The 15,982-nt window shown below is 64.7% G+C and carries 17 protein-coding genes; 3 read left to right on the top strand and 14 right to left on the bottom strand.

Features of this window, described 5'->3' with window-relative positions; genetic code table 11:
* Positions 1–78: 78 nt before the first annotated feature.
* From dnaG to ybiB, 5 genes are all read right to left on the bottom strand, one after another.
* Positions 79–1,863, bottom strand: coding sequence for a DNA primase (dnaG, locus tag GTP41_RS10075; RefSeq protein WP_161025452.1), 1,785 nt, complete (start codon positions 1,861–1,863; stop codon positions 79–81).
* 181 nt (positions 1,864–2,044) lie between these two features.
* On the bottom strand, positions 2,045–2,494 hold the full coding sequence (locus tag GTP41_RS10080; RefSeq protein WP_161025453.1) for a GatB/YqeY domain-containing protein: 450 nt from the start codon (positions 2,492–2,494) through the stop codon (positions 2,045–2,047).
* A gap of 127 nt (positions 2,495–2,621) precedes the next feature.
* Positions 2,622–2,834 (bottom strand): 30S ribosomal protein S21, encoded by a 213-nt coding sequence (gene rpsU / locus GTP41_RS10085; protein WP_005665410.1) that lies wholly within the window; start codon positions 2,832–2,834, stop codon positions 2,622–2,624.
* 198 nt (positions 2,835–3,032) lie between these two features.
* Positions 3,033–4,244, bottom strand: a complete 1,212-nt coding sequence (locus GTP41_RS10090) for a BaiN/RdsA family NAD(P)/FAD-dependent oxidoreductase (RefSeq protein ID WP_161025454.1) — start codon at positions 4,242–4,244, stop codon at positions 3,033–3,035.
* Between the two features lie 36 nt (positions 4,245–4,280).
* The gene (ybiB, locus tag GTP41_RS10095; protein ID WP_161025455.1) at positions 4,281–5,240 is read right to left on the bottom strand and encodes a DNA-binding protein YbiB; all 960 of its coding nucleotides are present in this window, start codon (positions 5,238–5,240) and stop codon (positions 4,281–4,283) included.
* A 73-nt stretch (positions 5,241–5,313) separates the two neighbouring features.
* Between ybiB and GTP41_RS10100 the strand changes: the two genes are divergently transcribed.
* Positions 5,314–6,372, top strand: coding sequence for a 3-deoxy-7-phosphoheptulonate synthase (locus tag GTP41_RS10100; RefSeq protein ID WP_161025456.1), 1,059 nt, complete (start codon positions 5,314–5,316; stop codon positions 6,370–6,372).
* Here GTP41_RS10100 and GTP41_RS10105 read toward each other — a convergent pair.
* Together GTP41_RS10105 and GTP41_RS10110 are read right to left on the bottom strand one after the other, a co-directional pair.
* Entirely contained in the window at positions 6,369–6,824 is a 456-nt protein-coding gene (locus tag GTP41_RS10105; protein ID WP_161025457.1) for an OsmC family protein, read from the bottom strand. The two genes, GTP41_RS10100 and GTP41_RS10105, sit on opposite strands and share 4 nt — an antisense overlap.
* 12 nt (positions 6,825–6,836) lie before the next feature.
* Positions 6,837–7,475, bottom strand: a complete 639-nt coding sequence (locus tag GTP41_RS10110; RefSeq protein WP_161025458.1) for a GntR family transcriptional regulator — start codon at positions 7,473–7,475, stop codon at positions 6,837–6,839.
* 87 nt (positions 7,476–7,562) lie between these two features.
* Here GTP41_RS10110 and tsaD point away from each other — a divergent pair, with 87 nt between their 5' ends.
* Complete coding sequence (gene tsaD, locus GTP41_RS10115) at positions 7,563–8,597, top strand: tRNA (adenosine(37)-N6)-threonylcarbamoyltransferase complex transferase subunit TsaD (protein WP_161025459.1); 1,035 nt, start codon at positions 7,563–7,565, stop codon at positions 8,595–8,597.
* Between the two features lie 14 nt (positions 8,598–8,611).
* On the opposite strand, the gene GTP41_RS10120 is transcribed toward tsaD, so the two are convergent.
* From GTP41_RS10120 to GTP41_RS10145, 6 genes are all read right to left on the bottom strand, one after another.
* Positions 8,612–8,785 (bottom strand): hypothetical protein, encoded by a 174-nt coding sequence (locus GTP41_RS10120; protein WP_161025460.1) that lies wholly within the window; start codon positions 8,783–8,785, stop codon positions 8,612–8,614.
* A 70-nt stretch (positions 8,786–8,855) separates the two neighbouring features.
* The gene (locus GTP41_RS10125) at positions 8,856–9,650 is read right to left on the bottom strand and encodes an ABC transporter ATP-binding protein (RefSeq protein ID WP_161025461.1); all 795 of its coding nucleotides are present in this window, start codon (positions 9,648–9,650) and stop codon (positions 8,856–8,858) included.
* Between the two features lies 1 nt (position 9,651).
* Positions 9,652–10,590 (bottom strand): nitrate ABC transporter permease, encoded by a 939-nt coding sequence (gene ntrB / locus GTP41_RS10130; protein WP_202419686.1) that lies wholly within the window; start codon positions 10,588–10,590, stop codon positions 9,652–9,654.
* Positions 10,591–10,600: 10 nt separating this feature from the next.
* Positions 10,601–11,821 carry a CmpA/NrtA family ABC transporter substrate-binding protein gene (locus tag GTP41_RS10135; RefSeq protein WP_161025462.1) on the bottom strand — a complete coding sequence of 407 codons (1,221 nt, stop codon included), beginning with the start codon at positions 11,819–11,821 and terminating at the stop codon, positions 10,601–10,603.
* A gap of 135 nt (positions 11,822–11,956) precedes the next feature.
* Entirely contained in the window at positions 11,957–12,865 is a 909-nt protein-coding gene (locus GTP41_RS10140) for a LysR family transcriptional regulator (protein WP_161025463.1), read from the bottom strand.
* Positions 12,847–13,746 carry a LysR family transcriptional regulator gene (locus GTP41_RS10145; RefSeq protein ID WP_161025464.1) on the bottom strand — a complete coding sequence of 300 codons (900 nt, stop codon included), beginning with the start codon at positions 13,744–13,746 and terminating at the stop codon, positions 12,847–12,849. The genes GTP41_RS10140 and GTP41_RS10145 overlap by 19 nt, the downstream gene beginning before the upstream one ends.
* A 107-nt stretch (positions 13,747–13,853) precedes the next feature.
* Between GTP41_RS10145 and GTP41_RS10150 the strand changes: the two genes are divergently transcribed.
* Positions 13,854–14,705, top strand: a complete 852-nt coding sequence (locus GTP41_RS10150; protein WP_161025465.1) for an oxidoreductase — start codon at positions 13,854–13,856, stop codon at positions 14,703–14,705.
* Here GTP41_RS10150 and GTP41_RS10155 read toward each other — a convergent pair.
* Positions 14,702–15,937, bottom strand: a complete 1,236-nt coding sequence (locus tag GTP41_RS10155; RefSeq protein ID WP_161025466.1) for a metal-dependent hydrolase — start codon at positions 15,935–15,937, stop codon at positions 14,702–14,704. The two genes, GTP41_RS10150 and GTP41_RS10155, sit on opposite strands and share 4 nt — an antisense overlap.
* Positions 15,938–15,982: the final 45 nt, after the last annotated feature.

Raw genomic sequence — 15,982 nt, forward strand, 5'->3', positions numbered from 1 at the left:
CCGCGGCAATTCGGTGCCAGGTCTGTCAATCGGACATTGGTCTAGACCAATGTCCGATTGACAGACCTGGCACCGAATTTACCCCGCCTCTGCCTCCTTCCGCAGCTGATCTTGCTTGGCAGTAATTTCGCGGTAGCGTACACCAATTTCCTCAGAAGACAAACCCGCGGCGAACAGCTGGTCCAGCTCCTGTTTTAACGCATCCATTTTCAAGTGGCGCACGGTTGCCATCAACCACAGGCGCTCGGCGTCGATATCCGGCTCCGGCGCGGCGCCGATTTCACTGATGAGTGCATCGTACTCGCTGCCGGTCTCTTTTAACAATTGGCACAGGGCGGCGAAACTGCCCTGCTCGCCCAGCGACTGGGCTTGCACCACCAGCCAGATCAGCCGCTCGGCCGCTTCCTGGCCGAAGTGGGCGAAGGCCAGCAGGGCCTCGTCGTCCAGGTTGAGCGACAGCGTGGGGTGGGCGATCATCACGCGGATCAGCTTCAACTCCAGCCCCACCGGCTGCTCGCGCCGGCTTTTCGGCGGCGCGATCTTGTTGGCGGCCACCGGTTTGGCCAGCTCGAACAACTGCTCCACCTCTCCCGGCGTGCTCTGCGTCATCGTCGCCAGGCCGCGCACGATTTGCAGGCGCAGCGCGGTCGGCGTCATCGCCTGCAGCAGCGGTTTGGCGTCGAACTGGACGCGGGCGCGGCCTTCCGGCGAGGTCAAATCATGCTCGCCCGCCGCTTCGCGCAGCAGGAACTGCGACAGCGGCATGGCTTCGTGCACCTGCTGCTCGAAGGCCGCGGCGCCATATTCGCGGATATAGCTGTCCGGGTCGTGTTCGGCGGGCAGGAACAGGAACTTGATGGTCTTGTCGTCCGACACATGCGGCAGGCAGGCTTCCAGCGCGCGGCGGGCGGCGCGGCGGCCGGCCTTGTCGCCGTCGAAGCTGAAGATGACCGTGTCGGTTTGGCGCAACAATTTCTGGACGTGGGTGGTGGTGCATGCCGTTCCCAGCGTGGCCACCGCCTGCGGGAAGCCCATCTGGGCCAGGGCCACCACGTCCATATAACCTTCCGTCACCAGCACATAGCCGGCGTCGCGGATGGCCTGGCGCGCCTCGAACAAGCCATACAGTTCCGAGCCCTTTGAAAATAAAGGCGTTTCCGGGGAATTCAAGTACTTGGGTTCGCCTTGGTCCATGATGCGGCCGCCGAAGGCGATCACCTGGCCTTTGGTATTGCGGATCGGAAACATCACGCGCTCGCGGAAGCGGTCATAGCGCTTGGTGCGGCGGCCGTCCTCTTCCACGTTCTGGATGATCAGGCCGGCCTCCACCAGCACCGGGCTGTCATAGTCCGGGAACACGGCTTTCAGGGCATCCCAGCCGCTGGGCGAATAGCCGAGGGCGAAGCGGGCCGCGATTTCGCCGGTCAGGCCGCGGCCTTTCAGGTAGCTGATGGCTTGCGGCGCGTGGCGCAGCTGGGCTTTATAGAATTCCGCAGCCTTGCTCATGGCTTCCGACAGGGCCATCGATTGCTGCTGCATGGCCGCGCGCTGGGCGGGCGGGATCTTGTCGTCCTGCTCCGGCACCACCATGCCCACGTTCTGGGCCAGGTCCTTCACCGCATCGACGAAGCCCATGCCCGAATACTCGATCAGGAAGCCGATCGCCGTGCCGTGGGCGCCGCAGCCGAAGCAATGGTAGAACTGCTTGGTCGGGCTGACCGTAAAGCTGGGGGATTTTTCGTTATGGAAAGGGCACAGGCCCTGGAAATTGGCGCCGCCCTTTTTGAGCTGGACGTAGCGCCCCACCACATCGACGATATCGACGCGGTTCAGCAGATCGGCAATGAAAGACTGTGGAATCACGAGGCTGAACGGTATTTGTTATAAATCAGACTATACCGCCGCGCGCGCGAAGTGTTTGATCCACCTCAACACGCACGGCCCACGGCATGGCTTCGGCGAAATGTCCGCCTTGGGGTCAGGAAGAAAAGTGGACATTCCTGGAAGGAATGTCCACTTTTCTTCCTGACCCCGAAGTGGACATTTATGCGGGGGTCAGGGCTTTTTTGACCAGGGCGGAGACGACGGTCATGTCGGCGCGGCCGGCGAGCTTGGGCTTGACGATGGCCATCACCTTGCCCATGTCTTGCGGGCCGGCGGCGCCGGATTCGGCCACGGCGGCTTTCACTTCGGCGGCGATTTCTTCGTCGCTCAGGCCGGCCGGCATGTAGTCGACCAGGAAGGCCAGTTCGGCTTTCTCAATGTCGGCCAGGTCGGGACGGCCACCCGCTTCGAACTGGGTGATGGAGTCCTTGCGCTGCTTGATCATCTTTTCAACGATGGCCACGGTCTGGGCGTCGTTGACTTCGATCTGCTCGTCCACTTCCTTGCGCTTGATCTCGGCCAGCAGCAGGCGGATGGTGGCCAGCTTGCCGGCTTCCTTGGCGCGCATGGCGGCTTTCATGTCATCAGTGATCTTGGCTTTCAGGCTCATAGCTACCTCAAAAGTGTGCGTGAAAAAAGGAAAACCCGCTGCGGTAGCGACCGGAGCGGGTTGAAACTCTGGCGTGGGCATCCGTGGCGATCAATGCGCCTGCGAGGATGACCAACGAAGAGTCAAATTAGTACAGCTTCTTAGGCAGTTGCTGGCTGCGGATGCGCTTGTAGTGACGCTTCACGGCAGCTGCCAGCTTGCGCTTGCGCTCTGCGGTTGGCTTTTCGTAGAACTCGCGTGCGCGCAGTTCGGTCAGCAGACCGGTCTTTTCGATGGTGCGCTTGAAGCGACGCATTGCGACTTCGAACGGCTCGTTTTCTTTAAGGCGGATAGTAGTCATGTAAAAATTCAAACCGTTAGGGTTCAGGAAAGACAGCGATATTAGCAGCTTTTGCTCAAAAATGGAAGAGGCAAACAGACGCCAAAACCGGCCATTCAGGCGGTTTCCAAGGGAAATCGGCGTCTTTCGCGGGCAATCTTTCAGCCCAGCTAACATCATGAATCCGGCGGAAAAAGCTTTGCCGGGAGTCGAACTATATCAGATTGCGAGCCCGGCGGCCACTCCGGAGGCCCAGGCCCATTGGAAGTTGTAGCCACCCAACCATCCGGTCACGTCCACCGTTTCGCCGATGAAATACAGGCCCGGCACGTTCTTGCACTCCATCGATTGCTGCGACAGTTCGCGCGTATCGACCCCGCCGCGCGTGACTTCGGCCTTGCGGTAGCCTTCCGAGCCGTTGGGGGTGATGGTCCACTGGTTGACGGCGCGGCCCAGCTTGCGCAGCGCGTCGTCCTTCATGTCGGCGATGCGCGCCTCCGGGTCGAAACCGTGCGCTTGCAGCAGGCCTTCGGCCAGGCGGGACGGCAGCCATTGCGCGAGCAGGTTGCCGAGCTGCTTTTTCAGGGTGCCCTTGCCTTCGATCAGGGTTTGCGCCAGGTCCATCTCCGGCAGCAGGTTGATGGTGATCGGCGTGCCGGGCTGCCAGAACGAGGAGATCTGCAGGATGGCCGGGCCGCTCAGGCCGCGGTGGGTGAACAGCAGGTCTTCGCGGAAGCGCGCGCCGGTCGGGTTGCGGCCCTTGAGCGAGCCGGTTTCCACATCCACCTCCAGCGACACGCCGGCCAGCGGCACGAAGGGCGCCCACTCGTCGGCGTCGAAGGTCAGCGGCACCAGGGCCGGCCGGGGCTCGACCAGTTGCAAGCCGAACTGCTTGGCGATGCGGTAGCCAAAGTCGGTGGCGCCGATTTTGGGGATGGACAGGCCGCCGGTGGCGATCACAATTGCGGCGGCGTGGATTTCTTCGCCCTCATCCGTCTGCAGGACATAGCCGGCGCCGTTCTGCTGCAGCTCCTGCACCTTGGCCGGCATGCGCCAGTGCACGCCGCCGTCGGCGCACTCATCCTTGAGCATATCGATAATCTGTTCGGCGGAGTCGTCGCAGAACAGCTGGCCCTTGTGCTTTTCATGGAAGCCGATGCGGTGCTTCTTCACCATCGCCAGGAAATCTTGTGGCGTGAAGCGCGACAGCGCGCTCTTGGCGAAGTGCGGGTTCTCGGACAGGAAATTGGCCGGACCGGCGTTAATATTGGTGAAGTTGCAACGCCCGCCACCCGAGATGCGGATTTTCTCGGCCAGCTTTCCCGCATGGTCAAGCAGCACCACGCGCTTGCCGCGCTTGCCCGCCGTTGCCGCACACATCATGCCCGCCGCGCCCGCGCCGATTACCGCCACATCGTACTGAGTTGCCATTGCCAACCGCCCTGCCTCGAAACCAAACCGACCATTTTACAGGAGGGGCGCGCCTGCGCCCATCCGCCGCGCAACTTCTTTGCAATGGGCCGCTTGCTGGGCGATGGGATCCGGGATCGGGAGCTCGCCGCGTAACACGGCCTGGATCCAGGCGGCGGTGGCTTCGGCGCTTTTGTCTTCGGGCAGCTGGGGGATCACTTCGGCTTCCATCTGGCGTTCGACCAGCACGGTGCGCTCGCCGTCGTGGAACCAGTCGATCTTCTGCGCCTTGGTGGCGTTGGCAACGGTCTCGCCTTCGGTGCCGCGCATGAGGAAGGCGTGGCCTTTGTTCAGCGTGAAAAAGGCGCCTAACGACTCCAGGTATTCGGGGTGGGTGTAGGACACCAGGCGCAGCGCCGGCCCTTCCATCGGCTGCATGATCTTGACCAGGGTGTGGGTGGAGTTGCGTACCCCCAGCACGCGCCGCAGCGACAGCATCCACGCCAGGCGCGGGGCCAGCGTGTCGATGGTGATGAAGGCGGGTTGACCGGCGGCCAGCGCGGCTTCGGCTTCGGCGTGGGTGCTGGCGGCGTGTACGCCCAAGGCTTCAAACACTTCCGCCGTGGCGACGCGGCCGACGTCGTGCGCCACGCCGTGCACCAGCACCGGCACGCCTTCGCGCGCCAGCAGCATGGCCAGCAGCGGGGTCAGATTGGCCATCTTGCGGGCGCCGTTGTAGCTGGGGATCACCACCGGCACGTACTGGCCGGCCGGGGCGCGCAGCTTCTGGAAGGAGGCTTCGGCGGCTTCCAGGAAGCCCTCCAGCTCGTCCACCGATTCGCCCTTGATCCGCATCGCCAATAGGATGCCGCCCAGCTCCAGGTCGGATACGCGGCCGTCGAGGATGGCGCCCCACAGGGCGCGCGCGTCGTCGCGGTTCATGCTGCGGGCGCCCTTGACGCCGCGGCCGATCTCTTTGATGAAGGGAGCGGCGTGGAAAGCTTGTTTAGTCGTCATTCAGCCAGTTTACGGCATTTCGGCTACACTGTTAGACCCCCGTAGTAAAAACACAGTGAAAAGCAGACTGATCATGATTGCCCAAAACCTCGAAAACATTAACGTTACATCCTTCGCATCCATGCCAACCCCTGAGGAGCTGCATGCGCAACTGCCGCTGACCGAAAAGGCGTCCGACACCGTGACCAAGGGCCGCGCCGACCTGCGCGCTATCCTGGACCGCAAGGACAAGCGCCTGTTCGTGGTGGTGGGTCCTTGCTCCATCCACGATCCGGTGGCGGGCCTGGATTACGCGCGCCGACTGAAGGCGCTGCAGGAAGAGGTCAAGGAGTCGATGTTGCTGGTGATGCGCGTGTATTTCGAGAAGCCGCGCACCACTACGGGGTGGAAGGGGTATATCAATGATCCTTATATGGACGACTCGTTCCGCGTGGACGAGGGCATGCTGAAGGCGCGCCAGTTCCTGCTCGATGTCTGTGAACTGGGCCTGCCGACGGCGACCGAGGCGCTGGACCCGATTTCGCCGCAGTACCTGGGGGATTTGATCGCCTGGACCGCCATCGGCGCCCGTACCACGGAGTCGCAAACGCACCGCGAAATGTCGTCCGGCCTGTCGACCCCGGTGGGCTTCAAGAACGGCACCGACGGCGATATCAGCATCGCCATCAACGCTATCCTGTCGGCGGCGAATCCGCATGCTTTCCTGGGCATTAACAGCCAGGGTTCGGTGTCGGTGGTGCGTACGCGCGGCAATCCGCACGGGCATGTGGTGCTGCGCGGCGGCGATGGGCGCCCGAATTACGATTCGGTGTCGGTGGCGATTGCGGAACAGTCGCTGCAGAAGGCGAAGCTGCCGGCCAATATCGTGATCGATTGCTCGCATGCGAACTCGTACAAGAAGCCGGAGCTGCAGCCGCTGGTGATGACCGATGTGGTGAACCAGATCGTGCATGGCAACCAGTCCATCGTGGGTGTGATGATCGAGTCGAATATCGTGGCGGGGAATCAGAAGATCCCGGCTGATTTGTCGGAACTCAAATATGGCTGCTCGGTGACCGATGCTTGCATCGATTGGGATACCACGGCGCATGTGCTGCGCGAGGCGCATCGCGAACTGCTGGCGCGCCCTTAATAGCGCCAGCTGCCCTCAACCCTTATCTCGGACTTGACCGAGCGCGCCAGGAAGCACTCGCCATGTGCTTCGTGGTGCAGGCGCTCCAGCTCCGCATCGGTGGGCACCTTCTCACCCGAGAAGGCGACCACCGGTTTCAGCGTCACCACGGCGATCCAGCCATCCTTCATCTCGCCTTCCGCATGATCGACATAGCTGTCGACCACATACCCATCGCGCGCGGCCAGGCTGAGGAACCACAGCATATGACAGCTTGACAGGGAGGCAACAAAAGCCTCCTCCGGGTCGACCGCGCTCGGGTCGGACCAGGGCACCCGCACCACGTGCGGCGAAGACGATCCCGGCACCACCGCGCCGCCATCAAAGCTCCATTTATGCGCGCGGCTATAGCGCTTGTCGGTGAACGCGGCATCGTGGCGATGCCATGCAATTTCGGCGGTGTGGCGGCTCATGGCGCGGCTCCATCAAAGGGTTGATACGGCAAGCTTTTCCGTCTGCCGCAGGTGCTGTTCCAGCATGGCGCTGGCACGTTCCGCATCGCCCGCGCGCAGCAGCGCAATCAACTGCTGGTGTTCATCGTTCCAGCCCGGGCGGCGCGCCTCCGGCCCCAGGTGGGACAGGTAGAAGCGCTCGGCTGACGCGCGCAGGCTGGCAATCATTTGCAGGCTGCGCTGACGGCCGCTGGGCGCATACAGCTCGGCATGGAAACTGCGGTCAAGGCGCAGCCATTCCGCAGGCTCGGTTTCGCCATCCAATTCGTGCTGGATGGATTCCAGCCGCCGCAGGCTGCGCTCCGTATGCTGCGGCACGGCGCGCCGCAGCACCTCGGTTTCCAGCAGCACGCGCAAGTCGAATAGCTCGTGCAGTTCGTCCGCCGTCAGCGTGGTCACAAACGCGCCGCGATTCGGTTCAATCTGCACCAGGCCTTCCGCCTGCAGGGCGTTCAATGCTTCGCGCACGGGAATGCGGCTGGTGCCAAACTGCTCGGCCAGTTCCGCCTGGCGCAGCACGGTGCCGGGCGCCAGCTGGCCCCGGCTGATGGCTTCGCGCAGGGCGGCCAGGATGGCGGGGCCGCCTTGGGCGCGTGGTGGGGGCGTCTTCATGCGATAAATTGTATACACGTATACCAAGCGCTGCAAGCAGGCTTTCCATTACAATGGCGGATTCCCCTTTTTACTTTGCTCCCAACGATGATCGTTCTCGGCGTTGAATCCTCCTGTGACGAAACCGGCCTGGCCCTGTATGACACGGAGCGCGGCCTGCTGTCGCACGCCCTCCATTCCCAGGTGGCGATGCATGAGGAATACGGCGGCGTGGTGCCGGAACTGGCCTCGCGCGACCATATCCGCCGCGCCATTCCATTGCTGGAGCAAACCCTGTCCAAGGCCGGCATGGCGGCGCAGGAGATCGACGCCATCGCCTACACCCAAGGCCCGGGCCTGGCCGGCGCCCTGCTGGTCGGCAGCGCCATCGCCTGCAGCCTGGGCATGGCACTGGATAAGCCGGTGCTGGGCGTGCACCACCTGGAAGGCCACTTGCTGTCGCCGCTCTTGGCCAGCGATCCGCCGGAGTTCCCTTTCGTGGCGCTGCTGGTGTCCGGTGGCCACACGCAGCTGATGCGGGTGGACGGCGTGGGCCAGTACGAGATGCTGGGCGAAACCCTGGACGATGCGGCCGGCGAGGCCTTCGACAAGTCGGCCAAGCTGCTCGGCCTGGGCTACCCCGGCGGCCCGGCCATCTCGCGCCTGGCCGAATTCGGCGATCCGGCAGCGTACAAGCTGCCGCGCCCCATGCTGCATTCGAAGGATTTGATGTTCTCCTTCTCCGGCCTGAAGACGGCAGTGCTGACGGTGGTGAACAATAACGGCGGCGCAGCCAATGTCTGCGAACAGGACAAGGCCAATATCGCGCGCGGTTTCGTCGATTCGATCGTGGATGTGCTGACGGCCAAATGCCTGTCCGCGCTCAAGCAAACCGGCCTGAAACGGCTGGTGATCGCCGGCGGCGTCGGCGCGAACGCGCAGCTGCGCGCCTCGCTTAACGCGGCGGCGAAAAAGAAGCACTTTAAAGTGTTTTACCCGGAACTGGAGTTCTGCACCGATAACGGGGCGATGATCGCCTTCGCCGGCGCCATGCGCCTGAAGATCAATCCCCAGGCGGCGCAGCGGGAGTACGGTTTCAACGTTCGTCCGCGTTGGCCGCTGGACGAACTGCGGGTGATTTAAGCGTTAGCCAGGAATTAAGCGAGCAGCCAGGCGCTCAGGCCGACCAGGGCCAGCAGGCCGGCGGCGATACCGGTGCGCATGCCCGCGCCGTGCAGGCCGATTTGCTGGCGTGCCAGTTCATGACGGCTCTTGCGGGTTTCGTGCTTTGCTTCTTTGCTAACTTGGTGCTGCTGTACTTCGGTGTTCATCGAATGTCTCCATTTGTATAGACCACAATGTAGCAGTTGAGCCGCTCAACTGCCACACTTTTGTACGTTGCTATGCAGCAACGTGTTGTGCCGGGCGGCCTTGCCGCTGGTATAGGAACTCCAGCACGTCGGTGCGGTATTCCAGGTACAGCGGATCTTGCACCAGCGCCAGCCGGTCGCGCGGGCGCTGCAGGCGCACATGGACGATGTCGCCGATGGTGGCGGCCGGGCCGTTGCTCATCATCACGATGCGGTCGGACAGCAACACGGCTTCGTCCACGTCGTGCGTGACCATGACCACGGTGGCGCCGGTTAGGGCGACGATGCGCATCAATTCATCCTGCAGGTGGGCGCGCGTCAGCGCATCGAGCGCGCCGAAGGGTTCGTCCATCAGCAGCACCTTGGGTTCCATCGACAGGGCGCGGGCGATGCCGACGCGCTGCTTCATGCCGCCCGAAATCTCGCTGGGGCGCTTGCCGCCGGCAGCGGCCAGGCCCACCAGTTCCAGCGCCTGCCAGGTGCGTTCTTCCAGCTGGCCGCGCCGTTCCTGGCCGCCGAAGACGCGCTCCACCGCCAGGTAGACGTTCTCGAAGCAGCTGAGCCAAGGCAGCAGCGAGTGGTTCTGGAACACCACCGCGCGCTCCGGTGCCGGGCCGGTGATCTCGCGCCCGTTGCACAGCAACACGCCGCTGCTGGGCCGGGTCAGGCCGGCCACCAGGTTGAGCAAGGTGGACTTGCCGCAGCCGGAGTGGCCGATCAGCGTGATGAATTCGCCCTGCTCCACCGTCAGGTTGATGTCGCGCAGTGCGTGGAACTGGCCGAAGCGCATGTCCACCCGGCTGATGTCGATGAACTTTGCCGCCATCTCATTTCTCCTCATAGCTGAAGGCTTTGGCCAGCGCCACCAGCGCCAGCTCCAGCAGCAGGCCGACCACGCCGATCACGCCGATCGCGATCAGGATGTGCGGCACATTCAGGTTGTTCCATTCATCCCAGACCCAGAAGCCGATGCCGACGCCGCCGGTCAGCATTTCCGCCGCCACGATCACCAGCCACGCGGTGCCGATGGCGAGCCGCACGCCGCTCAGCATATAAGGCAGCACGGCCGGCAGCAGGATCCTGGTCACCACCTTCCATTCGGACAGGTCCAGCACGCGCGCCACGTTCAGGTAGTCCTGCGGCACGCGCTGCACGCCGACGGCGGTGTTGACGATCATGGGCCAGATCGAGCAGATGAAAATGGCCCAGATGGCGGCCGGGTCGGCCGCCTTGAACACCAGCAGGCCGATCGGCAGCCAGGCCAGCGGCGAGACCGGCTTGAGCAGGCTGATTAAGGGGCTGAACATGCCGTACACAAAGCTGAAGCGGCCGATCAGGAAGCCGAGCGGAATGCCCACCAGCGCCGCCGCGCCGAAGCCCAGGGCCACGCGCCGCAGCGATGCCAGCACGTTCCAGCCTATGCCCTGGTCGTTCGGGCCTTTGCGGTAGAAGGGATCGGCGAACAGCTTGGCCGCCTCGTGCCAGGTTTCCAGCGGCGTCGGGAAGCCGGGATTGCGCAGCGCCAGGATCTGCCACGCCAGCAGCAGCAGCGCCAGGCCCAGTAGCGGCGGCAGCACCTTCATCACCACCGGGCGCAGGCGCTCGCGCGCCGGCACCAGGTTGACGCCCTTCGCCGCCAGCCGTGCGCGGCGCGACGGCGCCTCCAGGCTCGCCGGGGCGCGCCCGACGCCCGCTTCCGCCAGCGCGCTCACCGTCTTTGCCCGCGCCGCCCCGGCTGCCGCGGCAGCTTCGTAGACTATGCTCATATGCCCTCCCTTACGCTTTGATCTTGAACGAAGCGGCATACGCCTTGGGGTCTTTGCCGTCCCAAGTCGCGCCATCAATCATCTTCACGCTGCGCAACGGCGACTTCGGCAGGCTCACCTTGGCCATTGCCGCCGCATCCTTGTAAACCGCGATCTGGTTGATCTGCGTGGCCACCGCCAGGTAGTCCGGCTCCGCCTTCAGCAAGCCCCAGCGCTTCTGCTGCGTCAGGAACCACATGCCGTCGCTCAGGTAGGGGAAGTTCACCGCCCCGTCGTTATAGAACTTCATGTAGTGCGGATCGTCCCAGGTCTTGCCCAGGCCGTTCTGGTAGCGCCCCAGGATGCGCTGGTTGATCACATCGACCGAGGTGTTCACATACGACTTGTCGGCAATGGTCTCGGCCATCTTGACCTTGTTCGACAGGGACGCATCGATCCAGCGCCCCGCCTCCAGCACCGCCGCCACCAGCGCGCGCGCGGTATTCGGATACTTCTTCACCCACTCCGCGCTGGTGCCCAGCACCTTCTCCGGATGGTCGCGCCAGATCTCCTGCGTGGTGGTCGCGGTGATGCCGATGCCGTCCACAATGGCGCGGTGGTTCCACGGCTCGCCCACGCAAAAGCCGTCCATATTCCCGATCCGCATATTCGCCACCATCTGCGGCGGTGGCACCGTGATCATCTTCGCGCCCTGCATAGGGTTGATGCCGTGCGCCGCCAGCCAGTAGTACAGCCACATCGCATGGGTGCCGGTCGGGAAGGTTTGCGCGAACGTGTACTCGCGCGGCTCGCTGCGCATCAGCTTTGCCAGCCCGGCGCCATCCACCGCGCCCTTATCGGCCAGCTTCTTCGAGAGCGTGATCGCCTGCCCGTTGTGGTTCAGGTTCATCAGCACCGCCATGTCCTTCTTCGGGCCGCCCGCGCCCAGGTGCACGCCGTACACCAGGCCGTACAACACATGGGCCGCGTCCAGCTCGCCGTTCACCAGCTTGTCGCGCACCGAGGGCCACGACGCCTCCTTGCTCAGGACGATCTTGATGCCGTACTTCTTGTCGAAGCCGAGTACCGACGCCATCACGACGGAGGCGCAATCGGTGAGCGGAATGAAGCCGACTTTGACTTCCTCCTTTTCCGGCTTATCCGACCCGGCCGCCCAGGCGCGCGTGGACAATGCCGTGGCGGCGCCGGCCGCCAAAAGGCGCCGGCGTGTGATGCTGAACGTGTGATCCATGGCTATCCCCGTCAGTAAATAAGAGGGGTATTGCAAACGCCGTGCCACCCGCCGCCAGGGGCAAAACACGTGAAAAAGCAGTACCGCGATTGTGCGCCGCACCAATTTAGCGCCGATTAGCGCCAATTAGCACCATTAGCGCACCGGGTGAAGCCTCGGATCGGTGCGCAGGCGCTCCGCCATCAAGTCGACGAAACTGCGGATGCGGGTGGAACCCTGGCGGCTGTCGCGGTGGACGATATGGATCGGCACCGCGGGCGTGGCGTAGTCCTCCAGCAGTGCCACCAGCTCACCCGCGTCGAGCAGGCTGGCCGCCTGGTAGGACAACAGGCGCGCGATGCCAAAGCCGCCGCGCACCGCCTCGATCGCCGAATCATTATTGTTCACGCCCAGGCGCGGCTTGATGCGCAGCGATTGCACGCTGCCGCCGTGCTGGAAGCGCCAGTCCGGCGGCACGCTGGAGCCGGACGAGGCGACGATGGTGTGCTGCTCCAGCTCCTGCGGCGTGCGCGGCGCGCCATGCCGCGCCAGGTAGGAAGGCGCGGCCACGATCATGCGCCGCACGCGCCCCACCGGGATCGCCCGCAGGCTCGAATCGGGCAGCTCGCCGATGCGGATGCCGACGTCGATGCCCTCCTCCAGCAAATTGGTCACCCGGTCCACGAAGACGGTGGAGACATCCATCGCCGGATAGCGCGCCAGGTATTCCACAATGCCGGGAATGACGAACAGGCGGCCGAACAACACCGGCGCCGTCACGCTCAGGTGGCCGCGCGGCGCGGCGTTGATGCCGGCCACGGCGTCATCCGCCTCATCGACTTCGGCGATGATGCGGCGCGCATCGTCCAGGTAGCGCTGGCCGGCCTCGGTCACGCGCACATGGCGCGTGGTACGGTCCAGCAGCTTCACGCCCAGGCGCTCCTCCAGCGCCGCGATGGCGCGCGTCACGGCGGGCGGCGACATGCCCAGCTTGCGCGCGCCGGCCGCGAAGCCCTGCTCCTCGGCCACGGCCACATACACAGTCATCAGATAAAGGCGGTCCATTGGCGTTTCACCATGAAGTCGATAAAGTGCCGCACGCGCATCGGCATGCGGCTGCGCTGCGGATAGTACATATAAACGGCGGCATTCGCCGTAACGTGGGTCGGCAGCAGGTGCACCAGGCGGCCCTCCGCCAGGTCGCGCTCCACCATATACAGCGCCAGCTGGCCGATGCCCAGGCCGGCGCGCACCGCCTCCACCTCGCCCTCCGTGGTGTTGAAGGTGGCCACGCAGGGCACGTCGCGGTAGACGGTGCCGCCCTGCCCTTTCAGCTCCCACGGCACCACGCGGCCCGTGTTCGGCTGGCGGAAGCCGGTGCAGCGGTGCTGCTGCAGGTCCTCCACCGTGCGCGGCGCGCCGTGGCGCGCAATGTAGCCGGGCGCGGCGCAGATATACAAGGGCATGCGGCCCAGCTGGCGCGCCACCAGGTTGCGCTCGGGCGGATTGCCGGCGCGGAAACCGACATCGATCTTCGACTCGATCAAGTCGGTGAAATGGTCGTCGAACAGCAGGTCGAAATGCGCGCCGGGGTACAGCTCCTGGAACTCGCGCAGCAAGGGCGCCAGCATCACCGTGCCGAGCGAGGTGGGCGCCGCGATGCGGATCATGCCGTCCACCGCCTCGCGGCTGTTTCGCACATGGTCCAGCGCCTCGTCCAGCAGGCGCAGGCCGGGATTGGCCAGCTCGAACAGGCGCTGGCCCTCGTCGGTCAGGCTCAGGCTGCGCGTGGTGCGGTGGAACAGCCGCACGCCCAGGTATTCCTCCAGCTGGCGGATCGCCTTGCTGACCGCCTGCGCCGACAGGCCGGCCTCCACCGCCGCCTGGCTGAAGCTGCCGGCGTGGACCACGCCGATGAAGAGTGTGAGGACGCGCGCCTTATCCATATTTACAACCGCTAGTTGAAGATCAATCACCTTTCCCATGGCTAGTGTAGCAGCATTGCGCGGCCTAATATTGCCTTCACCAACCACCAACCTGAAGGAGCAAGATCATGGCAAACAAAGTCTGGTTCATTACTGGCGCCTCGCGCGGCTTCGGCCTGCTGATCGCACGCGACGCCCTGGCGCGCGGCGACGCCGTGGTAGCCGCCGCGCGCAATCCGCAAGCGATCGTCGACGCGCTGGGTGTGCACCCGAAATTATTGGCGCTGCAGCTCGATGTCACCAAGGAGGCTGCCGCCGTCGTCGCCGCCCATGCAGCCATCGAACGCTTTGGCCGCATCGATGTGCTGGTGAATAACGCCGGCTACGGCATCCTCGGCGCGGTAGAGGAAACCTCGGCCGACGAAGTGCGCCGCAACTACGACACCAACGTCTTCGGCCTGCTGAACGTGAGCCGCGCCGTACTGCCCCACATGCGCCGGCAGCGCAGCGGGCATGTGATCAACATCTCCTCGCTGGGCGGCTACCAGGCTTATCACGGCTGGGGCGTGTACGGCTCGACCAAATTCGCGGTGGAAGGCCTGAGCGAAGCGATGGCGCAGGAACTGGCCCCGCTGGGCGTGCATGTCACCGTGGTGGAACCCGGCTTCTTCCGCACCGACTTCCTCGACGCCGCCTCGCTGGTGGAAACCCAGGCCCGCATCGAGGATTACCAGGACACGGTGGGCGCCATGCGCGAATTCGCGGCAGGCGCCAACCACGCCCAACCCGGCGACCCGGCCAAACTGGCGCGCGCGATGCTGAAACTGGCCGACGCCGCGCAGCCGCCGCTGCGCCTGCAGCTGGGCAGCGACGCCGTCGCCCGCGCCTACGCGAAGCACCAGCAGGTCGAACGCGAACTGGCGCAGTGGAAGGAACTGGCCCTGTCGACCGACTTCGAGCCGGCCCAACTGGTCGCCTAAGGCAAGGCTGCCGCGCGTCCCAGCAAGTCGGCGCGCGGCATGCCCCACTGCGGCACATTGAACGGGCAATCCGGCGTAGGCGCCAGCATCAGCGTGGTGAAGTTGCCGCGCGGCGTGGTGGAGAAACGCATATCGCTCGCCTGGTCCGCATCCACCGCCGGCATGCGCGCAAAGCGCAGCCAGGCCTGCAGCTGGCAATCGCTGGCCGCCCGCTCGCGCAAGGCCGCCACGCTGCCGCGCCACGAGCCGGATACCAGCACCCCCGGCACCGTCCCCGCCACCTCCTGCGCCACGCCAGCCGACAGCGCCGCCGGGCAGGCGCGCGGCGACAGCAAGGCCGGCGCCAGGCTCAAATGCCCGCGCCGCAGCAGGTATTGCGTACCGTCCGACTCGATCGAGGTAAAGCTCCAGCACAAAGGCTGGGAAGGGAAAGCCGTCAGCGCCACATCCAGCACGCGCGCCTGTGGGTCCTGCAGCACCAGCGCCGCCGTCACCGCCTGGCGCGCCTTATACGAGGCCGACGCCTGCACGCCAACGAAGGCCAGCACCACGCCCAGCGCCAGCAACAGTGCGCGCCGGCTCTGCATATGCATGAAGCGCAGCGCCGCCACCGCCGCCCCCAGCACGCACAGCGCCGCGAACGAGGCCCACGACAGGAAGCCGTGCATGGTCACGTACAACAGCACCACCGGCAGCACCGCCAGCAGCACCAGACGCCCCTTGCGCGACGGCACCGCCATCGCCAGCGGCACCCCGAACGCTACCCAGAACACCGGCTCGATGATGTAGACCAGGTCCCCGAAATACCAGGTGCCGCTGAAAGGATAGAAGGGATGGACGCCGTAGTTGTTCATGAAGTCCATCCCCAGGTGCAGCAGGAAGCCCGCCGCCAGCGCGATGCCCAGCCCGCGCCGCGCATGCCGGCTCTCGCGCAGCAACGCCCGCGCATTCGGCCACAGCGCCCACAGCAGCGCCAATAGCAGCAGCGCCTGCGGCAGCAGGTAGAGCAAGGTATGGGTATGCCCCCGGTGATGCAGCAGATAACCGAGCGGCGCCGGCGCCAGCCGGGTGAAGACCAGGTCCAGGTCAGGGAAATTGCTCGCCACCGCGCACGCGGTCAACAGCAAGCGATGGCGCGTTGTCTGGCGCGCAGGATCAGCTTCGGGCGGCAGCGAGCGCTGCACCAGCTCGCCCACGCCCAGCCCGACAACAGAATGAGTAATATTATCCATACGAAATGTCCACTTTGGGGCGGTCCGGCGGCCCGACAGGAAGAA

The sequence above is a fragment of the Pseudoduganella guangdongensis genome, assembly GCF_009857475.1.
Taxonomy (GTDB): Bacteria; Pseudomonadota; Gammaproteobacteria; order Burkholderiales; family Burkholderiaceae_D; genus Rugamonas; species Rugamonas guangdongensis.